We start from the raw sequence: 25,399 nt of genomic DNA on the forward strand, positions 1-25,399 counted from the left end.
ACTAAAATTGTATAGAGTGTGCGTGGTTCAAAATTTCAAGCAAGTGGCTAATGAAATTTTTCTATAGCATATAGAGTTGGTGTTGGTCACTTGAAAATCTACACAAGATTTGGCGGGTACCACACTTACGGGAGATTGGCATGATCAAGCCTCATGGTTCTGATGAACTGAATCCATTATTCGTATATGACAGTGCTAAAAACGAAGCATTGCAGAAAGAAGCAGAAGGTCTTACTTCAATCGTAGTCAGCTCGGCGACAGCAGCGAATGCTGTGATGCTCGGCGGTGGCTACTTCAACCCGCTCACTGGCTATATGAATAAGGCAGATGCTCTGTCAGTCGCGAAAAATATGCACACCACTTCTGGCCTGTTTTGGCCAACGCCGGTGCTGAACCTGGTTGAAGATGCTGGCAGCCTCAAAGCGGGTGATCGCATTGCATTGAGAGACCCCAACGTGGAAGGGCATCCGGTACTTGCCGTCATGGATGTTGAAGGTGTCGAAGCATTCACCGACGAAGAAATGGCTACCATGACCCAGCAGATTTACCGTCCTGCTGAAGGTGAAGCGCATATCGGCGCGGATACGTTCAATTCCCAAGGCAAGTTTTGCCTGTCAGGGTCGATCAAGGTACTGAACTTCTCCTACTTCCAAAGCGAATTCCCGGATACTTTCCGTACTGCTGTTGAAATTCGCAACGAAATTACCGAGCGCGGCTGGAAGAAGGTCGTTGCCTTCCAGACCCGTAATCCGATGCACTTGGCACACGAAGAACTGTGCCACATGGCGATGGATCGTCTCGGCTGTGATGGCTTGGTCATCCACATGCTGCTGGGCAAGCTGAAGAAGGGCGATATTCCCGCTCCAGTACGTGATGCCGCCATCCGTAAGATGGTTGAGCTGTACTTCCCGCCTAACAGCGCGATGGTAACGGGTTACGGTTTCGACATGTTGTATGCGGGGCCAAAAGAAGCGGTATTACATGCCGTATTCCGCCAAAACATGGGGGCGACACATTTCATTATTGGTCGTGACCATGCGGGTGTGGGCGATCATTACGGCGCATTTGATGCTCAGGAAATTTTCGATAATGAAGTGCCTAAAGATGCCCTTGCCATCGAAATCTTCCGCGCAGACCACACGGCTTACTCCAAAAAGCTGGATAAGGTTGTGATGATGTGTGAGGCACCGGATCATAAGAAGGAAGATTTTGTGCTTCTTTCTGGTACCAAAGTTCGTGAAATGCTGGGTCAAGGCATTGCACCACCAAAGGAATTTTCTCGTCCTGAAGTGGCTCAGATTTTGATCGAGTATTACCAAAGTGAAAACGGCTAAGGCTGTTTAGAAAGTATCTCTGGTGCAGTCTGAGCTTTGAGGAAAGGGCAACAGGCTTCACTGGTTGAGTTCTGTGACCGTATGTAGCAATACAATTAATTTGAAGGAGTTACACAATGCCTACGTTTGTACGTACTGACAAATGTGATGGCTGCAAGGGCGGCGACCGCACCGCTTGCATGTACATCTGCCCACACAACCTGATGAAGCTGGACGTTGATGGTTCTGCCACAGGCCACGCGATGAAAGCGTATAACCAAGAGCCGGATCAATGCTGGGAATGCTATTCCTGCGTTAAAATCTGCCCTTCCAACGCAATCGAAGCACGTCACTATGCTGACGTGGTACCACTCGGTGGTTCTGTACAGCCTTTGCGCGGTCAAGACTCCATCATGTGGTCTATTAAGTTCCGTAACGGTGTAATGAAGCGTTTCAAATTCCCGATCCGTACTACCCCAGAAGGTTCCATTGATTGCTACGGCGGCAAGCCTAAAGCTGATCTGGCTAACTTGGGTAAAGCACTGTTGACTCGTGATGTCATGGGCGGCTACCGCGCTGGCAACCCGGCTGAACTGATCTGCAAGTAATTTGTAAATCACAAGATACGCTTCATTATTAACATTTAAGCATTGAGGAAATACAAATGGCAGGTACATTTGGTAATCCAGAAGTTGTCCAAGAAGAAGTGGACATCCTGATCATCGGTGGCGGTATGGCTGCGTGTGGCGCGGCATATGAAATCATGCCTTGGATCGGCGCAGCGAAAGACGCTGGCGTTGACATCACCGTTAAGTTGGTTGACAAGGCAGCAATGGATCGTTCCGGCGCAGTTGCACAAGGTTTGTCTGCAATCAACACTTACATCGGTCCAAACCAAGACCCAGCAGACTACGCTCGTATGGTCTCCAACGACCTGATGGGTATCACCCGTGACGACTTGGCTTACGACTTAGGCCGTAACGTTGACGATTCCGTGCATTTGTTTGAAGAATGGGGTCTCCCAATCTGGAAAACCGTTAACGGCGAACGTTTTGACGGTGCTACTTGGCCGAAAGAAGGCGGCAAGCTGTTGAAAGACGGCGGCGATCCTGTTCGTTCCGGTAAATGGCAGATCATGATCAACGGCGAATCCTACAAGTGGATCGTTGCTGAAGCTGCGAAAAAAGCACTGGGTTCTGACAATATTCAGGAACGTGTTTTCATCGTTAAGCTGGTAAATGATGCTAACGACAAAAACCGCGTTGCCGGTGCTGTTGGCTTCTCTACTCGTGAAGACAAAGTATACGTTTACAAATTCAAGGCTTGCCTGCTGGTAGCGGGTGGTTGCGTAAACATCTTCCGTCCACGTTCCGTTGGTGAAGGCCAAGGCCGTGCATGGTATCCCGTATGGAACGCAGGTTCCACCTACACCATGGCTGCTGAAGCCGGTGCAGAACTGACCATGATGGAAAACCGTTTCGTTCCAGCACGTTTCAAAGACGGCTACGGTCCGGTTGGCGCATGGTTCCTGCTGTTCAAAGCCCAAGCGACTAACGCCTATGGCGAAGTTTACATGGTTAAGAACAAAGAATTGCTGAACGACTATCCTCCGTATGGTCAAGCAGCGGTTCCGGCATCTTGCCTGCGTAACCACTTGATGCTGAAGGAAATGAAAGAAGGTCGTGGTCCAATCTACATGGATACCGTTACCGCTTTGGCAAAACTGCGTGAAACACTGTCTCCTCGTGAAGTAAAGCACTTGGAAGCAGAAGCGTGGGAAGACTTCCTTGACATGTGTATCGGTCAGTGCGGTATCTGGGTTGGTGAAAACATCGAACCAGAAAAGAAAAACTCCGAACTGATGCCTACCGAACCGTACCTGCTGGGTTCACACTCAGGTTGCTGCGGTATCTGGGCTTCTGGTCCAGATGACGTTGGTGCACCGACCACTGAAGAACATCCAGACAAAGACCTGATTCCTGCTCACCTGCCACAAGGCTGGAACTGGGGCTACCGCTCCATGACCACAGTACGTGGTCTGTTCACAGCGGGTGACGGTGTTGGCGCTTCTGGCCACAAGTTCTCTTCTGGTTCACACACTGAAGGTCGTATGTGCGCACAGTCTATGGTTAAGTTCGTTATGGACAACAAAGACTGGGTTCCTACACTGGATACTTCTGTTGAGTCACTGGTTGAAGAAATCTACCGCCCAGTTCGTACTTTCTTGGAACACAAGGACTACACCACTGCGATTGATGTAAACCCACACTACATCACTCCACGTATGTTGCAGTTCCGTCTCCAGAAAATCATGGACGAGTATGTTGCAGGTGTTGCGACTTACTACACTACCAACGGCCACATGTTGGCAGTAGCGGAAGAAAAACTGGGTATGTTGAAAGAAGATGCGGTGAAAATGCGTGCAAAAGACCTGCATGAATTGCTCCGCGCATGGGAAAACTATCACCGTATCCTGACGGCGGAAGCGCACATGAAGCACATCCAATTCCGTAAGGAAAGCCGTTACCCTGGTTTCTACTACCGCATGGACCACAACTACGTGGATGAAACCAACTGGCATTGCTTCGTAAACTCTGTTTACGACAAAGAAACCAAGACTTGGAACGTGTTCAAACGCGCTCACAAAGACTTGGTTGATAAATCTAAGCTGTTCAAGCCCGCCTCTCACTAAGAAGGGGTTGCTAGACAACAGCTCTAAACCTTACTATCGGGTTTAGGCCAATCAGGGCATCTCATGATGCCCTGATTTTTATCGACGGTAGTAAATGTTGGAGGAGTTCACCACATGAAAGTTATCCTGTTAGGCGGCCCCGGCGCGGGCAAAGGCACACAAGCCAATTTCATCAAAGAAAAATACAGTATTCCACAAATTTCCACGGGCGACATGCTGCGTGCTGCGGTTAAAGCAGGCACGGAAATGGGCATCGCTGCCAAAAAAGTGATGGATGCAGGCGGTCTGGTTTCTGACGAAATCATTCTTGGTCTGGTTAAAGAGCGCACGGCGGAAGCCGATTGTGCTAATGGTTTCTTATTCGACGGTTTCCCACGTACTTTGGCACAAGCCGAATCTCTGAAGGCACAAGGTGTTGATATTGATGCGGTTGTTGAGATTGCGGTAGACGATGCCGAAATCGTGCGCCGTATGAGTGGTCGTCGCGTTCACGTGGCATCAGGTCGCACTTATCACGTCGTATTCAACCCTCCAAAAGTGGAAGGCAAAGACGACGAAACCGGCGAAGACTTAATCCAGCGTGCTGACGATGCGGAAGAAACCGTATTGAAGCGTTTGGAAATTTATCATGCCCAAACTGCGCCGTTGATCGGTTATTATACTGATTGGGTAGCATCGGGCGAAGCCAATGCCCCGCGTTATATCCGTGTCGAAGGCGTTGGTTCGGTTGACTCTATCCGCGACCAGATTTTCGCGGCATTGGGTTAAACCCCTCACCCCAACCCCTCTCCCAGAGGGCGAGGGGCTAAGAGTCAGTCGAAGGGTTCTCATCTCTTACTCCCCTCTACCTCCGGGAGAGGGGCTGGGGGTGAGGGTCTTTCCTCTATCAAATTTTAGGAGCGACAATGACTGCATCTCCCGAAAAAGTGGCAGCCGGTAAGGTAGTGCAATTCACTTACCGCATTGCTGACCGTCATGGCGACATTATGGAGCAAGTGGATTTACCCTTAAGCATGGTGTTCATGCGCCATAACCGCTTGTATGACGTGGTGGAAAAAGCCTTGGTCGGTTGCCGCGTGGGTGATGAAGTGTCCGTTGATGTTCCGGCAGCAGATGGCGCGTGGGGCGAAGCCGACGCTGACCTGATTCTGGTGCAAGACATTGAGCATGTCCCACCGCCGTACCGCAAAATCGGTGCAGAAGCGCAGTTCCAAGCTGAAAATGGCGAAATCAAAGCTTTCCGCGTGACCAGCGTTACCGAAGATTCCGTCACTTTGGACGGCAATCACCCGTTTGCTGGGCAAACCATGACCTTCCACGTCAAAGTCATTGCGATCCGCGATGCCAGCAAAGATGAGTTGCTGCATGGCATTGAGTCCGGCGCACCGACTGACTTTGGTAATACCACTATTCATTAAATAACAGAGGCAGCATGTTATGGCAGTTCCTGATCTGACCGCCCTCGAAAAATCGATTATTCAACAAAGCATTAATGAGCGTTGGCGCAACGGCGGCATCGTGGCGGAAGAGGTCGATGTCGAACTGCGCCTCTCCAAAGCTGACCGTGAAGTTACCGAGTGCCCCGCGCTGTATTGGGAGCATAACGGTTGTACCTTTATCGTCGCCAAGGTCGGAGAGAGTCGCTACCGTTCACAATTTTTCTACTCTGCCAAAGAACAATTCAACACCGGCATTGAAGAATACACCGATTTAGGCGACTGCGTGCTTTTCCTGCTGCGTTTGCAGGCAGACCACGAGAGTGAGCGCCAACAGAATTTTCCCAAAGCTTCATGAAATTAGAGATACCCACACGTTAGTTTGAGAGATTGCATAGAGGAGTTTGTGTTTATGACCGTTAAGAATGCTTTTTACGCACAGTCCGGTGGTGTTACCGCCGTTATCAACGCTTCAGCCTGCGGCGTAATTGAAACCGCCCGCCAGCACAGCGACAAAATCGGCACGGTATACGCCGGTCAAAACGGCATTATCGGCGCATTGCTGGAAAACCTGATTGATACCAGCAAGGTTTCCGATGCGGATGTTGCGGCATTGCGCCACACCCCATCGGGTGCATTCGGTTCTTGCCGCTACAAAATGAAAAGCTTGGAAAAGAACAAGCGTGAATACGATCGTCTGATCGACGTGTTCAAAGCGCATAACATCGGCTACTTCTTCTACAACGGCGGTGGCGACTCTGCCGATACCTGCCTGAAGGTTTCTCAACTGGCCGATGCAATGGGCTTCCCGATTCAGGCGATTCACGTGCCTAAAACCGTGGATAACGATTTGCCTGTTACCGACAACTGCCCCGGCTTTGGTTCGGTTGCCAAGTACATCGCGGTATCTACCCGTGAAGCGAGCTACGACGTAGCCTCCATGTGCGCCACGTCCACCAAGATTTTCGTGCTGGAAGTGATGGGGCGTCATGCGGGTTGGATTGCAGCGGCGGGCGGTTTGGCAGCCGATGCCAACAACGATATTCCAGTCGTTATTCTGTTCCCTGAAGTTGAATTCAACCAAGAGAAATTCCTCGCGACCGTTGATGCGAAAGTTAAACAGTACGGCTATTGCAGCATCGTGGTGTCCGAAGGTTGCCATTACCCTGACGGCAAATTCTTGGCAGAGCAGGGGACTCGTGACTCGTTCGGTCATGCGCAATTGGGCGGTGCTGCTCCGGTTGTTGCTAATATGATCAAAGATGCGTTGGGTTACAAATTCCACTGGGCGGTTGCGGACTACCTGCAACGTGCAGCGCGTCATTTGTCCTCAAAATCTGACGTGGAACAAGCCTACGCACTGGGCAAAGCCGCAGTTGAGTTGGCGTTGGAAGGCAAAAACTCCGTCATGCCAGCGGTTATCCGCACTTCTAACAATCCGTACACTTGGCACATTGGCATGGGCGAGTTGAAAGACATCGCCAATGTCGAAAAAATGATGCCGATGGAATACATTTCCGAAGATGGCTACGGTATTACCGATGCTTGCCGCGAATACCTGCAACCGTTGATCGAAGGCGAAGATTATCCGCCTTACGAAAACGGTATGCCGAAATACGTGACGCTCAAGCATGAGTTGCTAGAGAAAAAATTGCCAGCGTTTGAGCTGTAAATCTTAACTTCCCCACAACTAGCGCCCCTGTTTGCACAACAGGGGCGTTCTTTTTATACTGATTCCTTCACAGTACACACCCCGGTAACTAAAGATCATGGCTGAAAAACTCGACATTCCTGAGGAATTCCAAAGCTCCCTCATTCCTGAATTGCTAACGGATGACACCACTATCCAGTTTGATTGCCACCCTGGTGTTTCCTGTTTCAATATTTGCTGTAAAGCGGCGGATGTGACGCTTGCACCGTATGACATCCTGCGCCTGAAAAAGCGCTTGGGGATGACATCCAGCGAATTCCTCGACAAGCATACTGTGCCGTTTGAGACCGATGGGCACGGCACGCCCGGTGTCAAATTGCGTACCGATGACAACAAAACCTGCCTGTTTGTGCGTGAGGAAGGGTGTAGCGTGTATGAAGACCGCCCAGCCGCTTGCCGTTATTACGGATTGGGGTTGCTGTCACACCGAGCGGCGGACACTTACCAAGACGTGCAATATTATTTCCGTAACAAGGAGGCGCACTGTCAGGGCTGGAACACCGAGAAGGTGATGACCGTCCGTGATTACCGCGCTGCGCAAGGCGTGCCGGAATACGACGAAATCAACCGCGAGTGGATGCAGTTGATGCTGAAAAAGAAGTCAGCAGGCCCTGCGATTGGTAAACCCGATCCGCTGAGCTTCCAGTTGTATTTCATGGCAAGTTTTGACATTGACCGTTTCCGCCGTTTTGTGGAAAGCCCCGCATTCGCTAAAGTTTACATGATCAGCGATGAAGATCGTACGTCTTTCCAAGATGACGTGATCCTGCAAAAATTTGCGTTCCGTTTGCTGCGTCAGGTGTTGTTTGATGAGCAAACCATTCCTACACATGAAAATGTTCTCGAAAAACGCTGGGAAGAGCGTAAAGATATTATTGAGCTGCGCCACAAAGCCGCTGTTGATTTGCATTTGAAGCGTGCGGAAGAAGAACGTCAGGCAGCCTTGAACAGCGGTTTGGATGAGGATAAGTAAAAATTAAGCAAGTTGCGCGGATTTTCAGGTTATTTTGGTTTTATCCGACTGGCGGGCTATCTACCCGCCAGAAAACCTGTATACTTGGCACTTCATTTTACATCGTTTCTATCGAGTCTGCGGGCATCCTGTCTACATCCTCTTGAACGGTTTACGAAAACCTTAAGGAGGTTCTCATGGCTACTAAGCTTTACGTTGGCAATTTGCCTTATTCTGTTACTCAACAAGGTCTGCAAGACAAATTCGCTGCATACGGTGAAGTAACTTCTGTCAGCATTATCACTGACCGTGATACTGGGCAAAACAAAGGTTTTGCATTCGTAGAAATGTCCAACGGCAGCGAAGCCCAAAAAGCTATCGACGGCTTGAACGGCGCTGATATGGGCGGTCGCGGTATGAAAGTTAACGAAGCAAAACCACAAGCGCCACGCGATAATAATCGCAGCGGCGGCGGCGGTGGTTTTGGCGGTGGTCGTAGCGGCGGTGGCGGTGGCGGCGGCGGTCGCTGGTAATAAGCCTTCGGCTTAACCAAGCATTCAGAAACCCGGTCTTGTGCCGGGTTTTTGCTTTTGCGACAATTTAGCTGAATTTACGTTTTAGGGTGTATATAACAATGACAGTCTCTGTCGCTATTATTTCCGATACGCACGGGCATCTTGACCCGCGCATTATTGAAATCATCCGCGAGTGCGATTACGCCATTCATGCAGGGGATATTTGCGGGGAAAATGTACTCGCGGCAATGCAGCCCAAAAGTGCGATGGTGATAGCGGTGGCGGGCAATAATGAACCACGTTGCATGGTCGATTTCCCCTTGCCATCCATCAGTGAATTGGAATTACCGGGCGGGAAAATTTGCATTGAACACGGGCACGAGCACGGGCATCACACCCCTTGCCACGATTCCCTGCGTGCGCAGCATCCTGATGCCCGCGTAATTGTTTACGGTCATACCCATAAGATGGTGCAAGATAAAAGCGCGATTCCGTGGGTAGTCAACCCCGGTGCAGCAGGGCAGACCCGCACGCATGGCGGGCCTTCCTGTTTGGTGCTGACTGCCAGTAACGATAACTGGGATGTCAAAGAATTCCGTTTTGAACTGTGACTTAAAGGATTTAAAAATCCTAGTGCAGACTATTGAACGCCCAGTAATTCCACATCAAATACCAATGTGGCGTTCGGTGGAATTACGCCGCCCGCGCCACGCGCACCGTAGCCCATTTCAGGTGGGATAATCAACGTGCGTTGCCCACCAATTTTCATGCCTTGTACGCCTTCATCCCAGCCTTTGATAACACGCCCACCGCCGAGTGGGAACTCGAAAGGCTGCCCACGATCACGCGAACTGTCGAATTTCGTGCCGTGTTTGTCGGCGGCTTTTTCGTCATACAACCAGCCTGTGTAATGCACAGAAACCATCTTGCCAGCGGTAGCTTCTGCACCGTCGCCTACTTTTACATCCGTTTTAACTAGATCAACCATTTTAATATCCGTTGCTTGTGGGGAAGAAGTGCCAGTGGTACTCGTCGTGGCGGTCTTATCCGAACACGCTGCCATAAAAATGCTGCCGGAGAGTGCCACAGCCAGCGCTAATAATGTGGTGGTTTTCATGTTTATCAATTCCTTGGCAAGAAAAAAGGGGCATTATGCCCCTTTTTCCCTAAACGTGCGATAAACGGTTAGTTATTGCTTATTTGTCAGCAATTTCACGCAATTTCTTGGACTGGATAATGTTGCCATTTAGTGCAGCATCCAGTGCGGAACGCCCGAATGCCACGTCCATCAACTGGCTGTAGTACATGACCGGCATTTCAAAGTTGGTCTTGTAACGCGCGTTGATTTCATCCTGATAGATTTCGACATTGGCTTGGCACAGTGGGCATGGGGTAACAATCATATTCGCGCCGCTGTCGTAAGCGGATTCGATGATGTCTTTGACCAATGCCTGACCTTTTTCGGGTTCAGAGAACATTAGCGCACCGCTACAGCAAGCGACTTTTTTGTCGTACTTGGTGAGGGCTTCTGCACCGAGGGTTTCGACCATCTTGTCCAGATACATTGGGTTCTCGAACGATTCACCGGCAATCCCGAACGGGCGGTTGGTTTGGCAACCGACGTAACCGGCGATTTTCAGACCTTCCAGTGGCTTTTTAACCTTAGAACCCAGCACGTCGTAGCCGATGTCTTCGATCAGGACTTCCACCATGTGGCGGACTTTTTTGTTGCCCTTGTATTCCAGCTTCACCGATTGCAGGGCAATATTGGTTTCGGCTTTCAGGGTCGGGTTGTGGTTCAAGCGTTCCTGCACTTCGCGGGTGTTGAGCCAGCAAGCAGCGCAGGTGGCTACCACGTCCTGATCGGGGTGATGCTTTTCGGACAAGGCCAAGTTACGCGCGGAAAGCGTCATGCGTGGCAATTCGCCACCGCCAGCATAACCGATGGATGCGCCGCAGCAGTTCCAATCCGGGATTGGATTCAGCTTGATGTCCAGCTCTTCGCACAGGGTTTCCACCGACTTTTCCAAGTTGGAAGACGATGCTCCCTTCTGGGAAGAACAGCCGGGGTAGTAAGAATATTCATGCTTTGCCATTGTTACCTCATCCTCCTCATTTCGCGTCAGTGTTGGTGCCGACACGTGCTGCTTCCAGCTCTTCGGCTTTTTTCAGCATGGCGTGGAAGCCAGAAAGATCCTTAACGCCATGACCACCGAGCATTTCCATCGGTGACATACGCTTGGCTTTCATCATATTTAACCCTAGCTTTTGCTTGCCCAGTGACACTTTCACGCCTTCGGCGAAACCGTCTTTGAAGTACAAGCCCAGACCCAGTTTCAGCTCGTTGACACGACCTTTCTTGATCAGGTTATCCCAGAACATTTGCCCGAACTTTTCCGTCGGCTGATTCTTGGGTTTCATGCCCATGCGCTTACCGTAGTGCGCCAAGCCGTGCATGATGTGGGTAATCGGCAAACCACGCGGGCAACGCGCCACGCAGTTGTAGCACGATGTACACATCCACATGGAGGTGGATGACAGCACTTCGTCACGCTTGTTAGCGCGGATCATCATGAATAGCTCTTGCGGCGGATGATCCCAATGCGGCCCCAGCGGGCACGAACCGGAACAGACGCCACATTGCATACACATTTTGACCCAGTTGCCTTCCTCGACGTTATCCGTCACTTCTTTGAGGAAGTTGCCTTTGTATTTTTCAACCATCGCTTGATTGACAGCAGTAGTCATTCCAGCATCCTCCTTAGAACTTGAACGGGCTGAGGCCGACACGGTTAATCACGTCAACCATCTCATCCAGCAGTTTGGGTGCGCGGTCGATGTCTGTAATAGCGACTTCGTGCACCGCGACGCGATCGGATTCGAGGTTCATGGTCGACAGGGTGTCGCCAATTTTTGCCATCCTAACATGCGCCATTTCTGAGCCTTTGACAAAATGGCACTGATAATCTGCGCCTTTTTTGCAGCCCATCATCACCACGCCGTCGTAGCCGCTGCCCAACGCATCCTTGATCCAGATGGTGTTGGTAGAGCCGAGGCAACGCACTGGAATCACGCGGATAAACGCGCTGGATTCGTTACGTTTCATCGCTGCCATGTCGAGTGCAGGGTAGGCATCATTTTCACATGCCAGTACCAGAATACGCGGCTTTTCCTGGAACTCATCCGGCACATCGACGGCTTTCAATTGCGCCCCGACGGTTTCAATGGAGTAGTTCTTGAAGGAAATAACCTGTACCGGGCAAGCACCCATGCACGTCCCGCAACGGCGGCAACGTGCTTCGTTGTATTTCGGGTAGCCTTTTTCGTCTTCGTCAATCGCACCGAACGGGCATTCCACGGTACAGCGTTTGCACTGGGTGCAGCCTTCTTTACGGAAGGATGGGAAGCTCAAGTCGCCGGAACGGGGGTGTGCAGCGCGACCAATCGCGGAGTTTTCAATCGCCTGAATCGCTTTCATTACCGCGCCCATCGCGTCGGTTTGCGCTTGCGCGGCATCCATCGGACGGCGTACCGGGCCTGCGCTGTAGATACCCGTGCGGCGGGTTTCATACGGGAAGCAGATGAAATGCGAATCGGTGAAACCATTCACCAATTGCGGCATATCCGGGCCTTGGCGGTAGTTCAGGTTAAGGATGGATTGGACGGAGACTTTCACTTCGCCGCTTTCGTCCTTGTCCTTCATGGTGTCGATGTCAGTACCGGAGTTGGGTAACATGCCCGTCGCCAATACCACCAGATCAGCACCCATCTGCGCGTCTTCGTCAAGGATCAAGTCTTTGAAATTGACTTGCAAATCATTGCCTTTAACGTCAACTGTGGAGACTTTGCCTTTGCGGAAAGTCACAAACTTGTCTTGCGCACTGCGGTAGAAGTTTTCGCCGCCAGCACCCGGTGTACGGATGTCGTCAAACAACACGGTGGTTTCAATGTCAGGGTTAGTGTCTTTGAAATACATCGCTTGCTTGATGCTGGTAGCGCAGCAATGACCGGAACAGTAGGACAAATGCCCTTCCTTGGTACTGCGTTGACCTGCGCATTGCACGAATACCACGTTTTCGACCACTTTGCCGTCAGCACGTTTGATCGGGTCATCGCCTGCGGCGCGAGCCAGTGCTTCCAGTTCCAGTTGGGTCACAACGTTCGGCGATTTGCCGTAGCTGAATTCCGGCAGGTTATTGGCATCGTAAGGGGTGAAACCAGTGGCTTGCACAATCGCGCCAAACTCAGCGTGCGTGCCTGCGCCTACGGTAGAGGCAATATCCACCTCAAAACGACCCGGTGCACCGGCGGTTTTCGCGATGCTGGAATTCAGGTAAACGGTTATTTTGTCATCCGCTTCCACCGCCGCAATCAGCGCAGCAACGCCGGTATCTTGCGGGTTTTGGAACGGGGAGTGTTCTGGCTGGCGTTGCTTGAGTTGCCCCATCACGCCGCCCAAACGGTCGGACTTTTCGATAATGCTGGCGTAGTAACCGGCTTTGGAGGCTTCGAGTGCCGCCGTCATGCCGGTAATGCCGCCGCCGACCACCATAATGTGGTTGTTTTTGCCTTGTTCACCACTGGCATCGGCTTGTTGCATCGCTTTGACTTCGGCGCAACCCATGCGGATGTAGTCGGCTGCCATTTCCTGCGTGGTTTCGTCGTGTTCGCTGCCTTCGGGACGAATCCAGATGACACCTTCACGCAAGTTTACCCGCGCGGTTGGCACTGCCCCGAAGTTGAAACTTTCGGTTTTGGCACGGCGCGAACACGCCATAATGACCGCTTTGGTTACTTTGTCGTCGCCTTCCGCTGCCATGTCGGCTTTGATCATGTCCACGCCGGCCTGACTGCACAGGAAGTCGTGGGTCTTGCAGAAGCCAATCCGACCTTCGCGCACGGCTACTGATTCGAGGGATTTAGTGTCAAGACGGTCGCCAATACCGCAACCCGTACACAGATAACCACCAATTTTCATCTTATGCTCCTGCTACCTGATTGACGACTTGCACCGCACGCAAGGCCGCAGCCGTGGCGTGTTGCACTGCGCGGTTTACGTCCAGCGCGTCGGAGGCAACCCCAGCCGCAAAAATGCCGCCGTTGCTGTCGTCATGTTCGATGAAGCCTTCATCGTTGACCAGAATCTTGATCGGGAAACCTTTGAAATCCACACTCGGTTCCATGCCCGTTGCCAATACCACCAGATCGTGCGGGTTGGCGTAACGCTTGTAACCTTCGGTATCTACACCATGCAGGACAGGATTGCCGCTGGCTTTATCTTCCTCAATCTTGGCGACTTTGGACTTGATGAAGCTGACGTTCGGGTTGGCTTGCACGTTTTGGTAGAAGTCGTCAAAACGGTCAATCGCCCGCATGTCGATGTAGTAAATCGTGGATTTACCGTCGTCACCAAACTTTTCCTGCACGTAGTTGGTTTGCTTGAGGGAAGCCATGCAGCAAATGCGTGAGCAATGCGCCAGATGGTTTTTGTCCCGCGAACCCGCGCACTGGATAAAGGCGATGTTTTTCGCTTCTTTACCGTCGGAAGGGCGCAGTAATTTGCCGTTGGTAGGGCCGTGTGGATCCATCAAGCGTTCAAATTCGACGTTGGTAATGACGTTAGCAAAACGGTCGTAACCGTAAGCCTGAATCTTGTTGGCGTCGTAAGGTTTCCAACCTGTCGCAAACACCACCGCACCGGCTTTCAGGTCGAGGGTTTCGACTTGCTGATCCAGCTCGATTGCGCCGTATTTGCAGGCAGCTTTGGCAGCGTCGGCTTCGGCAGTGCCAATGATGCGCTGGTCAATCACGTATTGCTGCGGGAATGCCATCGCGTTGGGCAGGTAAACGCTCTTGCGCTTGCCGAGGTTGTAGTTGAATTCGTCGTCAAATTCAGTCGTGGCAGCCTTGGCGCAGTCGCCGCACGCGGTGCAATTGCTGTTGACGTAACGCGGGGTAATGGTCACGGAAACCGTGTAATCACCTTTGTCTCCGCTGATGTTGGAAACTTCCGCTTGGGTAATCACCGTGAGATTTTTGTTCATCTTAATGCGGCGTTGATTGATTTCTTGACCGCAGGTCGGGTGACACATTTTAGGGAAGTACTTGTAAAGCTGGGAAACACGTCCCCCTAAATAAGGGCGTTTTTCTAGCAAAATGACCTGCTTACCCGTTTCGGCTGCTTCGAGTGCAGTGGTCATGCCACTGATACCGCCGCCGACGACGATAATGGTCTGGTTGGTTGCAACGACATCCGTCATTGAGGCTCCTCCGTCAAAGACAGGTTATTTCTGAATCGCTTGAAGAAACACCTTCTGTTGCTCAATGTGTGTGAATTGAGCAGGGTGAATCTATAATGGCAGGCAGAATACTATATCCAACGAGCCACATTCCAGCGTGTACCCACATGGAGATAGATGCTTTTATTGATTTGCAAATTAATAAAAATAATGACGTTTTGAAAGGATGATCTATATCAGGGATTCGTAATATTCTTGATTACGAATCCCTTGGATTTAATGAAATTCAGCCAATTCCTTGATGTGTGCGGTGACGCTTCGCCCCAGTGGTGACAGTTCGTAGCCACCTTCCAGACAGGAAACCAGTCGACCGTTAGCAAACTCTTTGGCAATCTGGCACAGTTCTTTGGTGATCCAGATGTAATCACGTTCGACCAAATTGAAGCCGCCCATATCGTCTTCCAAATGCGAATCAAACCCGGCGGAAATCATCACCAGTTCTGGTTTAAATTCGCGCATGGCTGGCAGCCAACTGGCTTCCACCGCTTCGCGCCATGCCGCACCACCGGTTCCGGCAGGCAACGGCAGGTTGCGAATATTGGGAATATCGGTATCCGCGCCGCTGAATGGGTAGAAGGGATGCTGGAAGGATGAAAAAAACATTACCTTGTCGTTGCCGCTGAAAATTTCTTCCGTACCGTCACCGTGGTGTACGTCGAAATCAATAATCGCAACCCGTTCAATGCCATACACCTCAATGGCATGGGCAGCACCGACAGCCACGTTATTGAAAATGCAAAAGCCCGCCGCACGGTTACGCCCAGCATGATGACCCGGCGGGCGAATCGCGCAAAACGTGTGTTTGTGTGAGCCAGCCATTGCCAAATCGACAGCCATCACGGCTGCGCCCGCCGCGTGCAAAGCAGCATCCAGCGAATGTTTATTCATGCCGGTATCGCCATCCAACATGGCGTGACCTTCGCTGGGGGCGGTGGCAAACACCCGTTCCAGGTATTCCGCATCATGCACCCGCAGCAAGTGCTCGCGCTCGGCACAATGCGAATCGTAATGGCGCGAAATCCAGTCCACCCCCGACATAATCATGCGGTTGTTAATGGCATCCAGACGCTCCGCGCATTCGGGATGGTGAGGTGAGCCATTATCGTGCAAATGGCAGTGGGAATGGGTAATTACGGCAACGGTCATGTTCTTTTCACGCAAATCAGAGTAAGATATGTTGCAATGCAGCAAAAGGCTGGGTTTTGCGCTTTTGCAACTGTTCATCATAGAGGTTTTGGCTATGAGCCACCATTACTTAAATCAACTATTTGCCCCGCAAAGCGTCGCGGTATTCGGTGCGAGCGAGCGGGAAAAAGCCGTGGGCACCGTGGTGTTCCAGAACTTATTGTCCGCCGGGTTCAAAGGGGCGCTATACCCGATCAACCCCAAGCATTCTGAGATTCAAGGTCAAACAGCTTATCCGAATTTGGTAGCGTTAAACAAGCCGGTTGACTTGGCGGTAGTGGCGACCCCTGCTGCGACTGTCCCTGGCATCATTCGCCAATGCGGTGAACACGGGGTGAAAGGCGTGGTGGTGGTGTCCGCAGGGTTTGCCGAGGCAGGCAATCGCGGGAAGCGTTTGCAAAAAGACATTACCGATATTGTCCGCCAATACGCGATGCACATCATTGGCCCGAATTGTTTGGGCATTATGCGCCCCTCTGTCGGTTTGAATGCCACCTTTAGCCGTAATCAGGCGCAAGCCGGTAATCTGGCGCTGGTATCGCAATCCGGCGCGATGTGTACCGCGATTTTGGATTGGGCAGCCACGCAAGGTATTGGTTTTTCGACCGTGATTACCTTGGGGGATACAGCGGATGTGGATTTCGGCGACACGCTGGATTATTTGGCGCTTGACCCCAAAACCGATAGCATTTTGCTGTATGTGGAAGGGATTCACGATGCACGTGGGTTCATGAGCGGTTTGCGCACGGCTTCGCGCATGAAGCCGGTGATTGTGTTGAAAGCCGGGCGTTACGAGGAAGGTTCGCGTGCAGTAATGTCGCACACGGGCGCAATTGTAGGCGGCGATGATGCCTTTGATGCCGCGTTGGAACGTGCCGGTGTAGTTCGTGCTAATACCATTGCGCAACTGTTTTCAGCGGCACAAATCCTTTCTTCCGGCATTCGTGTGCAGCAAGACCGTTTGCTGATTATTACCAATGGCGGCGGCCCTGGGGTAATGGCGACGGATCGGGCGGTGGAAATGGGTTTGCGCATGGCGGAGCTTTCCCCCACGACGTTGGCAGAGTTGAACAAGGTATTGCCATTCACTTGGTCGCACGGCAATCCGGTGGATATTCTCGGTGATGCTGACCCAGAACGTTACGCCGCTGCGCTGAAAATCTGTATGCAGGATGAGAGTATCGACGGCATTCTGGTGATGTTGACTCCACAAGCCATGACCGACCCCGCCGGGGTCGCCACCACTGTCATCAACAGTTGTGACACCAGCAAAAAAGGCAAACCTTGCAAACCGATTCTCACTTGTTGGATGGGCGAACAACAAGTAGCTACCGGACGCCAGCTATTGGCGGAAGCCGGTGTGCCGCATTTTCGCACGCCCGAAGCAGCGGTCGAAGCGTTTGCTTACCTCACTCAATACCGCAGCAATCAGAAATTGCTGATGCAAGTGCCGCCGTCGGTGCAGGAGCAAAAAACCGAGCCGGATGTGGACGGGGCGCGGTTAATCATCGAAAGCGTGTTGGCAGAAGGGCGGCGTTCGCTTTCCACCACCGAATCCCGTGCGATTTTGTCGGCGTTTCGTATTCCTGCATTGCCGACCATTTTGGTACGTAGTCCGGCAGAAGCTTTGGTGGCTGCGGAATCCTTGGGTTATCCGGTGGTGCTGAAAATCAGTTCCCCCGACATTCACCACAAGTCGGATGTGGATGGAGTGCGCCTCAACGTTGCCAGCGCCCACGCGGTACGTAGCGTTTACCAAGAATTGCTGGAAACCACCCGTCGTAATTTGCCAGAAGCGCGGATTGATGGTGTGACCGTGGAAAGCATGTACCACAGCAATTCCTCACGTGAACTGATGATCGGCGTGGTGCGTGACCCAGTATTTGGTCCGGTGATCAGTTTCGGCATGGGCGGCACGTCGGTGGAAATTCACCGTGACCGTGCGGTGGCGTTGCCGCCGTTGAACGATTACATGATCAAGAAAACCGTGTGCCGTACCCGCGTGGCACGTTTGCTGGGTAAATTCCGCAATATGCCGTCGATCCATTTCGATGCCTTGTGGAAAGTGATGCAGCGCGTCTCGGAAATGGTGTGTGAATTACCAGAAATAGTGGAAATGGACATCAATCCGCTGATGGCGGATGCTAACGGGGTGATGGCGGTGGATGCGCGTTTCATCATCAACTACCCGCCGACCACGGCGCGGCGTTATGATCACATGGCGATTCACCCTTACCCGAATGATTTGGTGAAGCGCCTGCAACTGGCGGATGGGACGGATATTGTGATTCGCCCAATTCGCCCCGAAGACGCGGAAATGGAGCAGGAATTCGTGCGTAACCTGTCGAAAGAATCGCGTTACATGCGTTTCATGCAGTCATTGCGTGAACTCACGCCTGACATGCTGGTGCGTCTTACGCAAATTGATTATGACCGTGAAATGGCGTTTCTGGCACTGACGCGCCAAGATGGGCAGGATGTGGAAATGGGGGTGGCGCGTTACGCGATTAACCCCGATAAAATGAGCTGTGAATTTGCGCTGGTAATTGCCGATGAATGGCAGAACCGGGGCTTGGGTGGTTTGATGATGCAAACCTTGATTGATGCGGCACGGGCGAAAGGCTTGCGCACCATTGAGGGCGAGGTATTGCCACATAACCATGGGATGCTGAAATTGATGCAGCGTTTGGGGTTTACCCGTCATCAGGATGGGATGGACGATGGTGTAGTCATGGTGAGTAAACGCTTAGGAGATACCTGTTGCTAACAGAGAATAGCGCTGCATCGGCGATACCGGTGATAATGACATTGGCGGGGCATGACCCCACGGGTGGGGCAGGCATTCAGGCGGATAGCGAGGCGATTGCGAGTCAAGGCTGTCATGCGGTGAGTGTCATTACCTGTTTGACGGTGCAAGATACGTGCAATGTGCAACGCATTGAGCCGCTGGCGGATTATTTGATCGAGCAACAAGCGGAGGCGTTGTTGGCGGATATGCCGATTGCGGCGTTCAAAATTGGTCTGCTGGGCAGTGTTGACGTGGTGCAGGCGGTGCATCGTATTTTGTTGCAAGCGCCGGATGTGCCGGTGATTCTCGATCCGGTGTTGGCGGCAGGTGGCGGCAAGGGCTTCGCCAATGAGCAATTATTGGGGGCAATTCGCGAATACTTGTTGCCGCTGACGACTTTGCTGACCCCGAATGTGCCGGAAACCACGCAACTGGCGGTAAGGGGTGCAACGCTGGATGAACAAGCCTTTTCCTTGCTGGATCAGGGGTGCGAATACGTGTTGCTGACCGGGACTCATGCCGAAACCGAGCGCGTGGAAAATGCGCTGTATGGCGATGGTAAACGCTTGCGCACCTGGTTGTGGGAACGACTGCCGGAAACTTACCACGGTTCGGGGTGTACGTTGGCTTCGGCTTGCGCGGCGAATCTGGCGAAGGGGATGGAGATGAGCAAAGCGGTGGCAGCGGCGCAGGCGTATACGTGGGGTAGCTTGCAGGCAGGGCGCAAGCTGGGACGCGGGCAGTGGATACCGGATCGGTTTTATTGGCGTCTGAACTAAGATTTTTAGGATTAAAGGATGGGTAGGATGAAGATGTCTCCCTCGTAATCCTGATAATCCTTTAATCTTGTAAATCCCAGTTCAAGACAAGCAAAGGTAATCCCATGCAAGGACTCTACGTCATCACCGACGGTTCAACCGGCGAGATATTGTTAAGCAAAGTCGAACAAGCCCTGCGCGGCGGTGCAGCTATCGTGCAATACCGCGACAAAACCACCGATCAAGCACGTCGCGAACAAGAAGCGGCTGCCTTGCGCTCACTCTGTCAGCAACACCACGCACTTTTCGTCATCAACGACGATGTGGCGTTGGCAAAAGCCGTGCAAGCGGATGGAGTGCATGTGGGGCGCGATGATTCCGCCTTGAGTACTGCACGAGAGGCTTTGGGCAAAGCCGCGATCATTGGCGTATCCTGCTACAACCAGCTAGAGCTGGCACTGAATGCAGCAGAGCAGGGCGCGGATTACATCGCCTTCGGCAGCTTTTTCCCCTCACCCACCAAACCGAACGCGCCCCGCGCTACGCTAGAATTATTGCACCAAGCACGTCAACAACTCGCTCTACCCATTTGCGCTATCGGTGGTATTACGCTGGAAAATGCCCCTGATTTGCTGGCAAATGGCGCGGATATGCTCGCGGTGATTACCGATGTGTTTAATAACCCTGCGATTGAGCATCAGGCTGCACGCTATCAGGCATTGATTCGGGGCTATATTCCGGCTCTAGTATAGCGGGTTCGGGTGTGATCGTGCTGAGCGCATCCTGTAATGCTGAGCGGGCATCCGCGCTTAAATGGGTTTGTTGCAGTTGGGTGGTAAGGCGTTGGCGTAATGCCGTATTGTTTTGCAGCTTTTCCAGAATGGGGGGGCCGCCCATGTGTGAGCCTAAGATTAAGCCCACCTGTTCTGCCAATACTTTGCTGTCGATAATGCGTTGGTAATACGTGTCATCGGCGCGTTCGCGGTGTTTGAGTAATTCCATTGCATAGCGTTGGGTTCCGTAGTCGGAGAGTGCGTAACGGTCTTGCAGGGTGGGTTGCGCTATGCCAGTTTCGAGGTATTGCAATAGCAATTGCTGGTGTTGTTCTGGTATTACCCGGTTGGCGTTGGTTTCCGCCGCATTGGGGGAGAGTTCCATGAAAATGCTATTGCTGAGCATTGCCATCATGCTTTGGCGTTGTTGCGAGGTCATGGGGTTGCTGTTGATGTCGCGCAATAGGGTGCTGACATCGGTGTTGGGGTCGGTCAGTGCCTGTTGCTGCAAACGGAAACCGAAATATTGATCCGGGCTAATTTGACTGCGTAACTGTTCCAGTTGTTGTGCAAATTGTGTTGCGGGTACTAAGCCATGCGCATCTTGTGACATGGTGTGATAGATATTCAGGTAGGTACTCAAGACTTCCGGGTCACTTTCACGCAGGAATTGGGTTTCGAGAAAATCTTTGATGCGTTGCTGGCGTGGGGTGGCGCGTTCGGTGGTTGTCGCGCCTACGTTGCCGTCATAGTAGCGGGTTTCGGGGGGTAATAAGGCGCTGTACGCTAAATTGGAACGTGCTATGCCCGAATATTCGCCTGCGGCTAATACCGTGAGCATGTCTTCAAACAAGGTATCATCCAGCGAGATACTTATCAGGCTTAATGCTTGGGAACTGGCAGGGTCTTCCAGCCCTAGGTTAAGAGTTTGTTCCCACATGGCGCGAAGGGTGTGGGGAATGGAAATATCCTTGGCTTGGGCAAAGAGCTTTTCAAGATGCAGGGATAAATCATCAACCCGTGGTTGATAGGCTTCGCGGATGGCTTCGTCGGCTTGTTGATACGGGTCATAGGGGTTATAGATAAGTTGTTGCAAGCTAGAAATTTCCAGCAAAGTGGTGTTGATTTCACTGAGCAAGGGTTCAAGCATAGCCAATAATGCAGGATTTCCCGATGATGCATCAGGTACAGGGGGTGCGCTGTTACGCTCTGGCGTTTCTGCCAATGGTGGCGGGGCGGCAAAAGGAAAACGTGCGGCTGTATTCGTGATGTCAAGGTGTGCTACTGTGGGGACTGACAGCGAGGGTGCAGCCGGTGTGTCTGGCTTGCCGTATAGGTAAGCTAGCGTAAGCGCAATGGCTACTAATAATCCGAAACCTAGTTTGTAACTATTCAAGCGTTAGCCTCTCGCGTAAGATTGTTAACCTTTTCCTGTTATCGTCAATTCTGCCAAGGATGCCAGCCGTGACCCGTTCTGAAACGTTATTTGAGCAAGCCAAACATTCCATTCCCGGCGGGGTCAATTCCCCGGTGCGGGCTTTTCGTAGCGTCGGCGGTACTCCCCGGTTTATTGCCCGCGCTCAAGGGGCGTATATGTGGGATGCGGACGGCAATCGTCTGATTGATTACGTCGGTTCGTGGGGGCCAATGGTCGCCGGTCATGCTCACCCCGAAGTGGTCGCTGCGGTGCAAGCCGCTGCGGTGGATGGTTTGAGCTACGGTGCGCCTACCGAATTGGAAATCACGATGGCGGAGCGCATTTGCGCCATTATGCCGTCCATTGAGATGGTGCGCATGACCAGTTCGGGCACAGAAGCCACGATGTCGGCGATTCGCTTGGCGCGTGGTTTTACCGGGCGTAACTTCTTGGTCAAGTTTGAAGGGGGCTATCATGGGCATGGCGACTCGTTGCTGGTGAAAGCCGGTTCGGGTGCATTGACGTTTGGACAACCGAGTTCCCCCGGTGTGCCAGCGGAATTGGCGCAATACACCCTGACGCTTGACTATAACAATAGCACACAGGTGCGCGAAGTGTTCGCGGCGCGTGGGCATGAAATTGCCTGCATTATTGTCGAACCTGTTTCCGGCAATATGAACTGCATCCCGCCCGTGGAAGGTTTCCTCGAAACTTTGCGTGATGTCTGTGATCAGTCGGGTGCGGTATTGATTTTCGATGAAGTCATGACCGGCTTTCGGGTGGCATTGGGCGGGGCGCAGCAGGTGTACGGCGTTAAACCCGACATTACCACGCTGGGTAAAATCATCGGCGGTGGAATGCCAGTCGGTGCGTTTGGCGGCAGACGTGACATTATGGAACATCTGTCACCATTGGGTGCGGTGTATCAGGCTGGCACTTTATCTGGCAACCCGATTGCGATGACAGCGGGGTTGAAAATGTTGGAAATCATTTCCCGCGATGATTTCTACGCAGAACTGACCAGTAAAACCACGTATTTGTTGGAAGGTTTGCAGCAAGCCGCCGACGCTGCCAGTGTGCCGTTTATCACTCAGCAAGTGGGGGGGATGTTCGGCTTGTTCTTCACCACTGAATCGCGCATTGACACTTACGCACAAGTGACGCAATGCAATATTCAACAGTTCAACCGCTTTTTCCACGGCATGTTAGATCGTGGCGTGTATCTTGCACCATCCGCGTATGAGGCGGGATTTGTATCCAATGCTCATACCCAAGCCGATTTGGATGAAACCATTGCGATTGCTAAAGACGTATTTGCCAGCTTATAAGCGCTAAGGAATGCCTACGTGTCGTTAAGACTTTTGCTTGTGTTGGCGACCCTGTGGTTAGGGGTTGCTGCGTCGTCGTTTGCGGAAAACAGTTCGTCTTCCATTTATTCCGATGTTGAGGCGTCGGTGTATCAGGTGCGGGTGATTAATCAGCAAACCGGCAAAAAAACCGCGATTGGTTCGGCGTTTGTGGTGATGCGCCCGGATATTATTGCGACCAATTATCACGTGGTCAGCACCTACATCAATAATCCAGAAGGCGATTTTGCGCTGGATTATTTATCGACTTCCGGCAATACCGGGCGCTTAGAATTGCTGGCAGTGGATGTATTGCATGACCTTGCCGTCTTGAAAGCCGATACCAACCTAGGCAAGCCCTTGCAAATTGCGAAGATTCCACCCAAGGGGGCGCGGTTGTATTCCTTAGGTAATCCGATGGATAAAGGCTTTTCGATTGTGGAAGGCACGAATAACGGGGTAATGAAATCCAGTGATGATAACAATATCTTGTTTTCTGGTAGCCTTAATTCTGGGATGAGTGGTGGCCCTACGCTGGACGAAAACAAGAATGTGGTGGGGATCAATGTGGCGACGTCGGGCAATGGTTTGAGTTACCTTGTGCCTGCTGACTATTTGGCAATCATTTTGGAACGTTTGAAACTGACCGGGTTTCAGGCAGATGCGGATATTGGGCAGCGTATTACTGAGCAATTGAAAAACAACGCCGATAAGTACGTACAAAATTTGCAGAAGCGGGAGTGGACGTTTCAGCAGTTGGGAAATTTCAAAGTGCCGATGGATGTCACCAGCGTGGTGCGGTGCTGGGATAACAGTGATAAGCCGATACCGGGTAATTTAATGCGCTCGTATTTCACCCAATGCAGCAATGAGAGCAGTATTTATCTGGATGATGATCTGGAAGTGGGAACTTTGGACTACGAGTACGTGTGGTTGGATGCGGGGGAAATGACTCCGGCACGTTTTTACCGCCACTATGAGGCGATGAATGTCAGTGTTTCCGCGAGTGGGGCTGGCGAACAAGATGTGACCAATTTTGAGTGTTTTACCGATTTTACGCTGATTGCGGGACAGGAATTCAAAATGAGCGTGTGTCGGCGTGATTACCTCAATTACACCGGGCTGAGTGATTTGTTGGTGACGGCGGCTTTGGTGGGGCATAAGCGTCAGGGGATGCTGTTCAATTTGGATATGACGGGCACGACCTTTGAAAGTGGCATGGCGTTGTTGCAGCGCATGTTGGGGGATTTCAAATGGCAAAAATGATTCTTGAAATCCACACACGCGGTTTGAATCAGTACCACCGTTTGGAGCAGTTTCCGGTAACGATTGGGCGGGCGCTGGATAATGATTTAATTTTGTCCGATAACTCGGTGTCGCCTTACCATTTGCGTTTGGAGCAAGATGCCGAGGGGCAGGTATTTGCCCACAATTTGTCGAGTGAAAACGGTACGCGCCTGAATAAGCACCAGCTTGGGGTGCAGCCGGTACAGGTGCCGATCCCCAGTCAGTTATTGCTGGGCAACCGTAAGTTGCGTTTGGCATCAACGGAAATGCCGGTAGAAACCACGCACGTGAGTCGTTGTGCGGGTTTGTTTATGCCTTTTTGTAAGCCGTTGTGGGCAGCGTTGCTGTTGTTGTTGACGGTGCTATCACTGTTGCTGAATGACTATTTGAATGTGGCGGTCGCTAAAGAACCGCTCTATTACATCAGCGGGATACTGCCGACCTTGGTGTGGATGCTGTTTGCGACTTTGGTGATCAGTGGCATTACGCGGCTGTTCACGCACCGTTGGGAGTTTGCTCCGGCGTTGAGTGTGGTGTCATTGTTTAACTTGGTGCCAATGGTATTGGAAGAAATAAGCGGCTGGTTGAGTTATTTCCTGACATCGGATGCGCCGTTTACTTGGCTCATGACCGGTTTCAGTGGTTTTGTGCTGATACCGGCGTTGTTGTATGCCTATCTGCATTGGGTATTAAGTCAGAAACGTTTGCCCGCTTTGGGCATTGCCTTGGTCTTGAGTGCGCTGCCGCTAGGCTTGAGGGCAATTAGCGTGTTGGATCAAGTAACGATGGCAAATGAGTTTTCCAGCGAGCCGTATTACCATCAAGAACTGAGTTCGCTGAATATCCATGCGAATCCACCGTTGTCATTGGATACGTATTTGCAACGCGCCGCAGACGCTTTGCCGTCGCAATTAGCAGACGAATAAG

23 protein-coding genes are annotated in these 25,399 nt (G+C 51.8%); 16 read left to right on the forward strand and 7 right to left on the reverse strand.

Features of this window, described 5'->3' with window-relative positions:
• The first annotated feature begins 140 nt into the window (after positions 1-140).
• The 10 genes from sat (at position 141) to L2Y54_RS05825 (ending at position 9,230) form a co-directional block, all read left to right on the forward strand.
• Positions 141-1,334 carry a sulfate adenylyltransferase gene (gene sat / locus L2Y54_RS05780; RefSeq protein ID WP_236500842.1) on the forward strand — a complete coding sequence of 398 codons (1,194 nt, stop codon included), beginning with the start codon at positions 141-143 and terminating at the stop codon, positions 1,332-1,334.
• A gap of 116 nt (positions 1,335-1,450) precedes the next feature.
• Entirely contained in the window at positions 1,451-1,921 is a 471-nt protein-coding gene (gene aprB, locus L2Y54_RS05785; protein ID WP_202715578.1) for an adenylyl-sulfate reductase subunit beta, read from the forward strand.
• 56 nt (positions 1,922-1,977) lie between these two features.
• Positions 1,978-4,005, forward strand: a complete 2,028-nt coding sequence (gene aprA, locus L2Y54_RS05790; protein ID WP_236500843.1) for an adenylyl-sulfate reductase subunit alpha — start codon at positions 1,978-1,980, stop codon at positions 4,003-4,005.
• 114 nt (positions 4,006-4,119) lie between these two features.
• A complete protein-coding gene (gene adk, locus L2Y54_RS05795; RefSeq protein ID WP_236500844.1) occupies positions 4,120-4,773 on the forward strand; it encodes an adenylate kinase in 654 nt (217 codons plus the stop codon).
• A 137-nt stretch (positions 4,774-4,910) separates the two neighbouring features.
• Positions 4,911-5,423, forward strand: a complete 513-nt coding sequence (locus L2Y54_RS05800) for an FKBP-type peptidyl-prolyl cis-trans isomerase (protein ID WP_236500846.1) — start codon at positions 4,911-4,913, stop codon at positions 5,421-5,423.
• Between the two features lie 19 nt (positions 5,424-5,442).
• Entirely contained in the window at positions 5,443-5,799 is a 357-nt protein-coding gene (locus L2Y54_RS05805; RefSeq protein ID WP_236500847.1) for a hypothetical protein, read from the forward strand.
• A gap of 54 nt (positions 5,800-5,853) precedes the next feature.
• Positions 5,854-7,113, forward strand: coding sequence for a 6-phosphofructokinase (locus L2Y54_RS05810; protein WP_236500848.1), 1,260 nt, complete (start codon positions 5,854-5,856; stop codon positions 7,111-7,113).
• 97 nt (positions 7,114-7,210) lie between these two features.
• Positions 7,211-8,125, forward strand: coding sequence for a YkgJ family cysteine cluster protein (locus L2Y54_RS05815; protein ID WP_236500849.1), 915 nt, complete (start codon positions 7,211-7,213; stop codon positions 8,123-8,125).
• 176 nt (positions 8,126-8,301) lie between these two features.
• Complete coding sequence (locus L2Y54_RS05820; RefSeq protein WP_236500850.1) at positions 8,302-8,637, forward strand: RNA recognition motif domain-containing protein; 336 nt, start codon at positions 8,302-8,304, stop codon at positions 8,635-8,637.
• Positions 8,638-8,738: 101 nt separating this feature from the next.
• Positions 8,739-9,230: a metallophosphoesterase family protein gene (locus tag L2Y54_RS05825; protein WP_236500851.1), complete on the forward strand. Its 492-nt coding sequence runs from the start codon at positions 8,739-8,741 to the stop codon at positions 9,228-9,230.
• Between the two features lie 29 nt (positions 9,231-9,259).
• On the opposite strand, the gene L2Y54_RS05830 is transcribed toward L2Y54_RS05825, so the two are convergent.
• The 6 genes from L2Y54_RS05830 to L2Y54_RS05855 all read right to left on the reverse strand — a co-directional run bounded on the left by L2Y54_RS05830 (position 9,260) and on the right by L2Y54_RS05855 (position 16,064).
• The gene (locus tag L2Y54_RS05830; RefSeq protein WP_236500852.1) at positions 9,260-9,736 is read right to left on the reverse strand and encodes an FKBP-type peptidyl-prolyl cis-trans isomerase; all 477 of its coding nucleotides are present in this window, start codon (positions 9,734-9,736) and stop codon (positions 9,260-9,262) included.
• A gap of 79 nt (positions 9,737-9,815) precedes the next feature.
• Positions 9,816-10,715: a CoB--CoM heterodisulfide reductase iron-sulfur subunit B family protein gene (locus L2Y54_RS05835; RefSeq protein ID WP_236500853.1), complete on the reverse strand. Its 900-nt coding sequence runs from the start codon at positions 10,713-10,715 to the stop codon at positions 9,816-9,818.
• A 16-nt stretch (positions 10,716-10,731) separates the two neighbouring features.
• Complete coding sequence (locus L2Y54_RS05840; protein WP_236500855.1) at positions 10,732-11,367, reverse strand: 4Fe-4S dicluster domain-containing protein; 636 nt, start codon at positions 11,365-11,367, stop codon at positions 10,732-10,734.
• A 13-nt stretch (positions 11,368-11,380) separates the two neighbouring features.
• Positions 11,381-13,597: a hydrogenase iron-sulfur subunit gene (locus L2Y54_RS05845; RefSeq protein ID WP_236500856.1), complete on the reverse strand. Its 2,217-nt coding sequence runs from the start codon at positions 13,595-13,597 to the stop codon at positions 11,381-11,383.
• Position 13,598: 1 nt separating this feature from the next.
• Positions 13,599-14,879 (reverse strand): CoB--CoM heterodisulfide reductase iron-sulfur subunit A family protein, encoded by a 1,281-nt coding sequence (locus L2Y54_RS05850; RefSeq protein ID WP_236500857.1) that lies wholly within the window; start codon positions 14,877-14,879, stop codon positions 13,599-13,601.
• A 255-nt stretch (positions 14,880-15,134) separates the two neighbouring features.
• Entirely contained in the window at positions 15,135-16,064 is a 930-nt protein-coding gene (locus tag L2Y54_RS05855) for a histone deacetylase family protein (protein ID WP_236500858.1), read from the reverse strand.
• Positions 16,065-16,158: 94 nt separating this feature from the next.
• Between L2Y54_RS05855 and L2Y54_RS05860 the strand changes: the two genes are divergently transcribed.
• The 3 genes from L2Y54_RS05860 to thiE all read left to right on the forward strand — a co-directional run bounded on the left by L2Y54_RS05860 (position 16,159) and on the right by thiE (position 20,401).
• The gene (locus L2Y54_RS05860) at positions 16,159-18,870 is read left to right on the forward strand and encodes a bifunctional acetate--CoA ligase family protein/GNAT family N-acetyltransferase (RefSeq protein WP_236500859.1); all 2,712 of its coding nucleotides are present in this window, start codon (positions 16,159-16,161) and stop codon (positions 18,868-18,870) included.
• Positions 18,864-19,670, forward strand: a complete 807-nt coding sequence (gene thiD / locus L2Y54_RS05865) for a bifunctional hydroxymethylpyrimidine kinase/phosphomethylpyrimidine kinase (RefSeq protein ID WP_236500860.1) — start codon at positions 18,864-18,866, stop codon at positions 19,668-19,670. Before L2Y54_RS05860 ends, thiD begins: the two co-directional genes overlap by 7 nt.
• A gap of 104 nt (positions 19,671-19,774) precedes the next feature.
• Positions 19,775-20,401 carry a thiamine phosphate synthase gene (gene thiE / locus L2Y54_RS05870; protein ID WP_236500861.1) on the forward strand — a complete coding sequence of 209 codons (627 nt, stop codon included), beginning with the start codon at positions 19,775-19,777 and terminating at the stop codon, positions 20,399-20,401.
• On the opposite strand, the gene L2Y54_RS05875 is transcribed toward thiE, so the two are convergent.
• Positions 20,325-21,818 carry a hypothetical protein gene (locus L2Y54_RS05875; RefSeq protein WP_236500862.1) on the reverse strand — a complete coding sequence of 498 codons (1,494 nt, stop codon included), beginning with the start codon at positions 21,816-21,818 and terminating at the stop codon, positions 20,325-20,327. The genes thiE and L2Y54_RS05875 overlap by 77 nt on opposite strands.
• Before the next feature lie 68 nt (positions 21,819-21,886).
• Between L2Y54_RS05875 and hemL the strand changes: the two genes are divergently transcribed.
• From hemL to L2Y54_RS05890, 3 genes are read left to right on the forward strand one after another with little or no spacing between them, the layout of a single operon-like run.
• Entirely contained in the window at positions 21,887-23,167 is a 1,281-nt protein-coding gene (gene hemL, locus L2Y54_RS05880; RefSeq protein WP_236500863.1) for a glutamate-1-semialdehyde 2,1-aminomutase, read from the forward strand.
• 18 nt (positions 23,168-23,185) lie between these two features.
• Positions 23,186-24,451 (forward strand): S1 family peptidase, encoded by a 1,266-nt coding sequence (locus tag L2Y54_RS05885; RefSeq protein WP_236500865.1) that lies wholly within the window; start codon positions 23,186-23,188, stop codon positions 24,449-24,451.
• Positions 24,439-25,398 (forward strand): FHA domain-containing protein, encoded by a 960-nt coding sequence (locus tag L2Y54_RS05890; RefSeq protein WP_236500866.1) that lies wholly within the window; start codon positions 24,439-24,441, stop codon positions 25,396-25,398. The genes L2Y54_RS05885 and L2Y54_RS05890 overlap by 13 nt, the downstream gene beginning before the upstream one ends.
• The last annotated feature ends 1 nt before the right edge of the window (position 25,399 follow it).

The organism is Thiothrix winogradskyi, from assembly GCF_021650935.1.
GTDB lineage: Bacteria > Pseudomonadota > Gammaproteobacteria > Thiotrichales > Thiotrichaceae > Thiothrix > Thiothrix winogradskyi.

Bases quoted from the DNA above. Each gene is read 5' to 3' on its own strand.
- sat (WP_236500842.1), top strand. From the start codon at position 141: ATGATCAAGCCTCATGGTTCTGATGAACTGAATCCATTATTCGTATAT.
- aprB (WP_202715578.1), top strand. From the start codon at position 1,451: ATGCCTACGTTTGTACGTACTGACAAATGTGATGGCTGCAAGGGCGGC.
- aprA (WP_236500843.1), top strand. From the start codon at position 1,978: ATGGCAGGTACATTTGGTAATCCAGAAGTTGTCCAAGAAGAAGTGGAC.
- adk (WP_236500844.1), top strand. From the start codon at position 4,120: ATGAAAGTTATCCTGTTAGGCGGCCCCGGCGCGGGCAAAGGCACACAA.
- L2Y54_RS05800 (WP_236500846.1), top strand. From the start codon at position 4,911: ATGACTGCATCTCCCGAAAAAGTGGCAGCCGGTAAGGTAGTGCAATTC.
- L2Y54_RS05805 (WP_236500847.1), top strand. From the start codon at position 5,443: ATGGCAGTTCCTGATCTGACCGCCCTCGAAAAATCGATTATTCAACAA.
- L2Y54_RS05810 (WP_236500848.1), top strand. From the start codon at position 5,854: ATGACCGTTAAGAATGCTTTTTACGCACAGTCCGGTGGTGTTACCGCC.
- L2Y54_RS05815 (WP_236500849.1), top strand. From the start codon at position 7,211: ATGGCTGAAAAACTCGACATTCCTGAGGAATTCCAAAGCTCCCTCATT.
- L2Y54_RS05820 (WP_236500850.1), top strand. From the start codon at position 8,302: ATGGCTACTAAGCTTTACGTTGGCAATTTGCCTTATTCTGTTACTCAA.
- L2Y54_RS05825 (WP_236500851.1), top strand. From the start codon at position 8,739: ATGACAGTCTCTGTCGCTATTATTTCCGATACGCACGGGCATCTTGAC.
- L2Y54_RS05830 (WP_236500852.1), bottom strand. From the start codon at position 9,736: ATGAAAACCACCACATTATTAGCGCTGGCTGTGGCACTCTCCGGCAGC.
- L2Y54_RS05835 (WP_236500853.1), bottom strand. From the start codon at position 10,715: ATGGCAAAGCATGAATATTCTTACTACCCCGGCTGTTCTTCCCAGAAG.
- L2Y54_RS05840 (WP_236500855.1), bottom strand. From the start codon at position 11,367: ATGACTACTGCTGTCAATCAAGCGATGGTTGAAAAATACAAAGGCAAC.
- L2Y54_RS05845 (WP_236500856.1), bottom strand. From the start codon at position 13,597: ATGAAAATTGGTGGTTATCTGTGTACGGGTTGCGGTATTGGCGACCGT.
- L2Y54_RS05850 (WP_236500857.1), bottom strand. From the start codon at position 14,879: ATGACGGATGTCGTTGCAACCAACCAGACCATTATCGTCGTCGGCGGC.
- L2Y54_RS05855 (WP_236500858.1), bottom strand. From the start codon at position 16,064: ATGACCGTTGCCGTAATTACCCATTCCCACTGCCATTTGCACGATAAT.
- L2Y54_RS05860 (WP_236500859.1), top strand. From the start codon at position 16,159: ATGAGCCACCATTACTTAAATCAACTATTTGCCCCGCAAAGCGTCGCG.
- thiE (WP_236500861.1), top strand. From the start codon at position 19,775: ATGCAAGGACTCTACGTCATCACCGACGGTTCAACCGGCGAGATATTG.
- L2Y54_RS05890 (WP_236500866.1), top strand. From the start codon at position 24,439: ATGGCAAAAATGATTCTTGAAATCCACACACGCGGTTTGAATCAGTAC.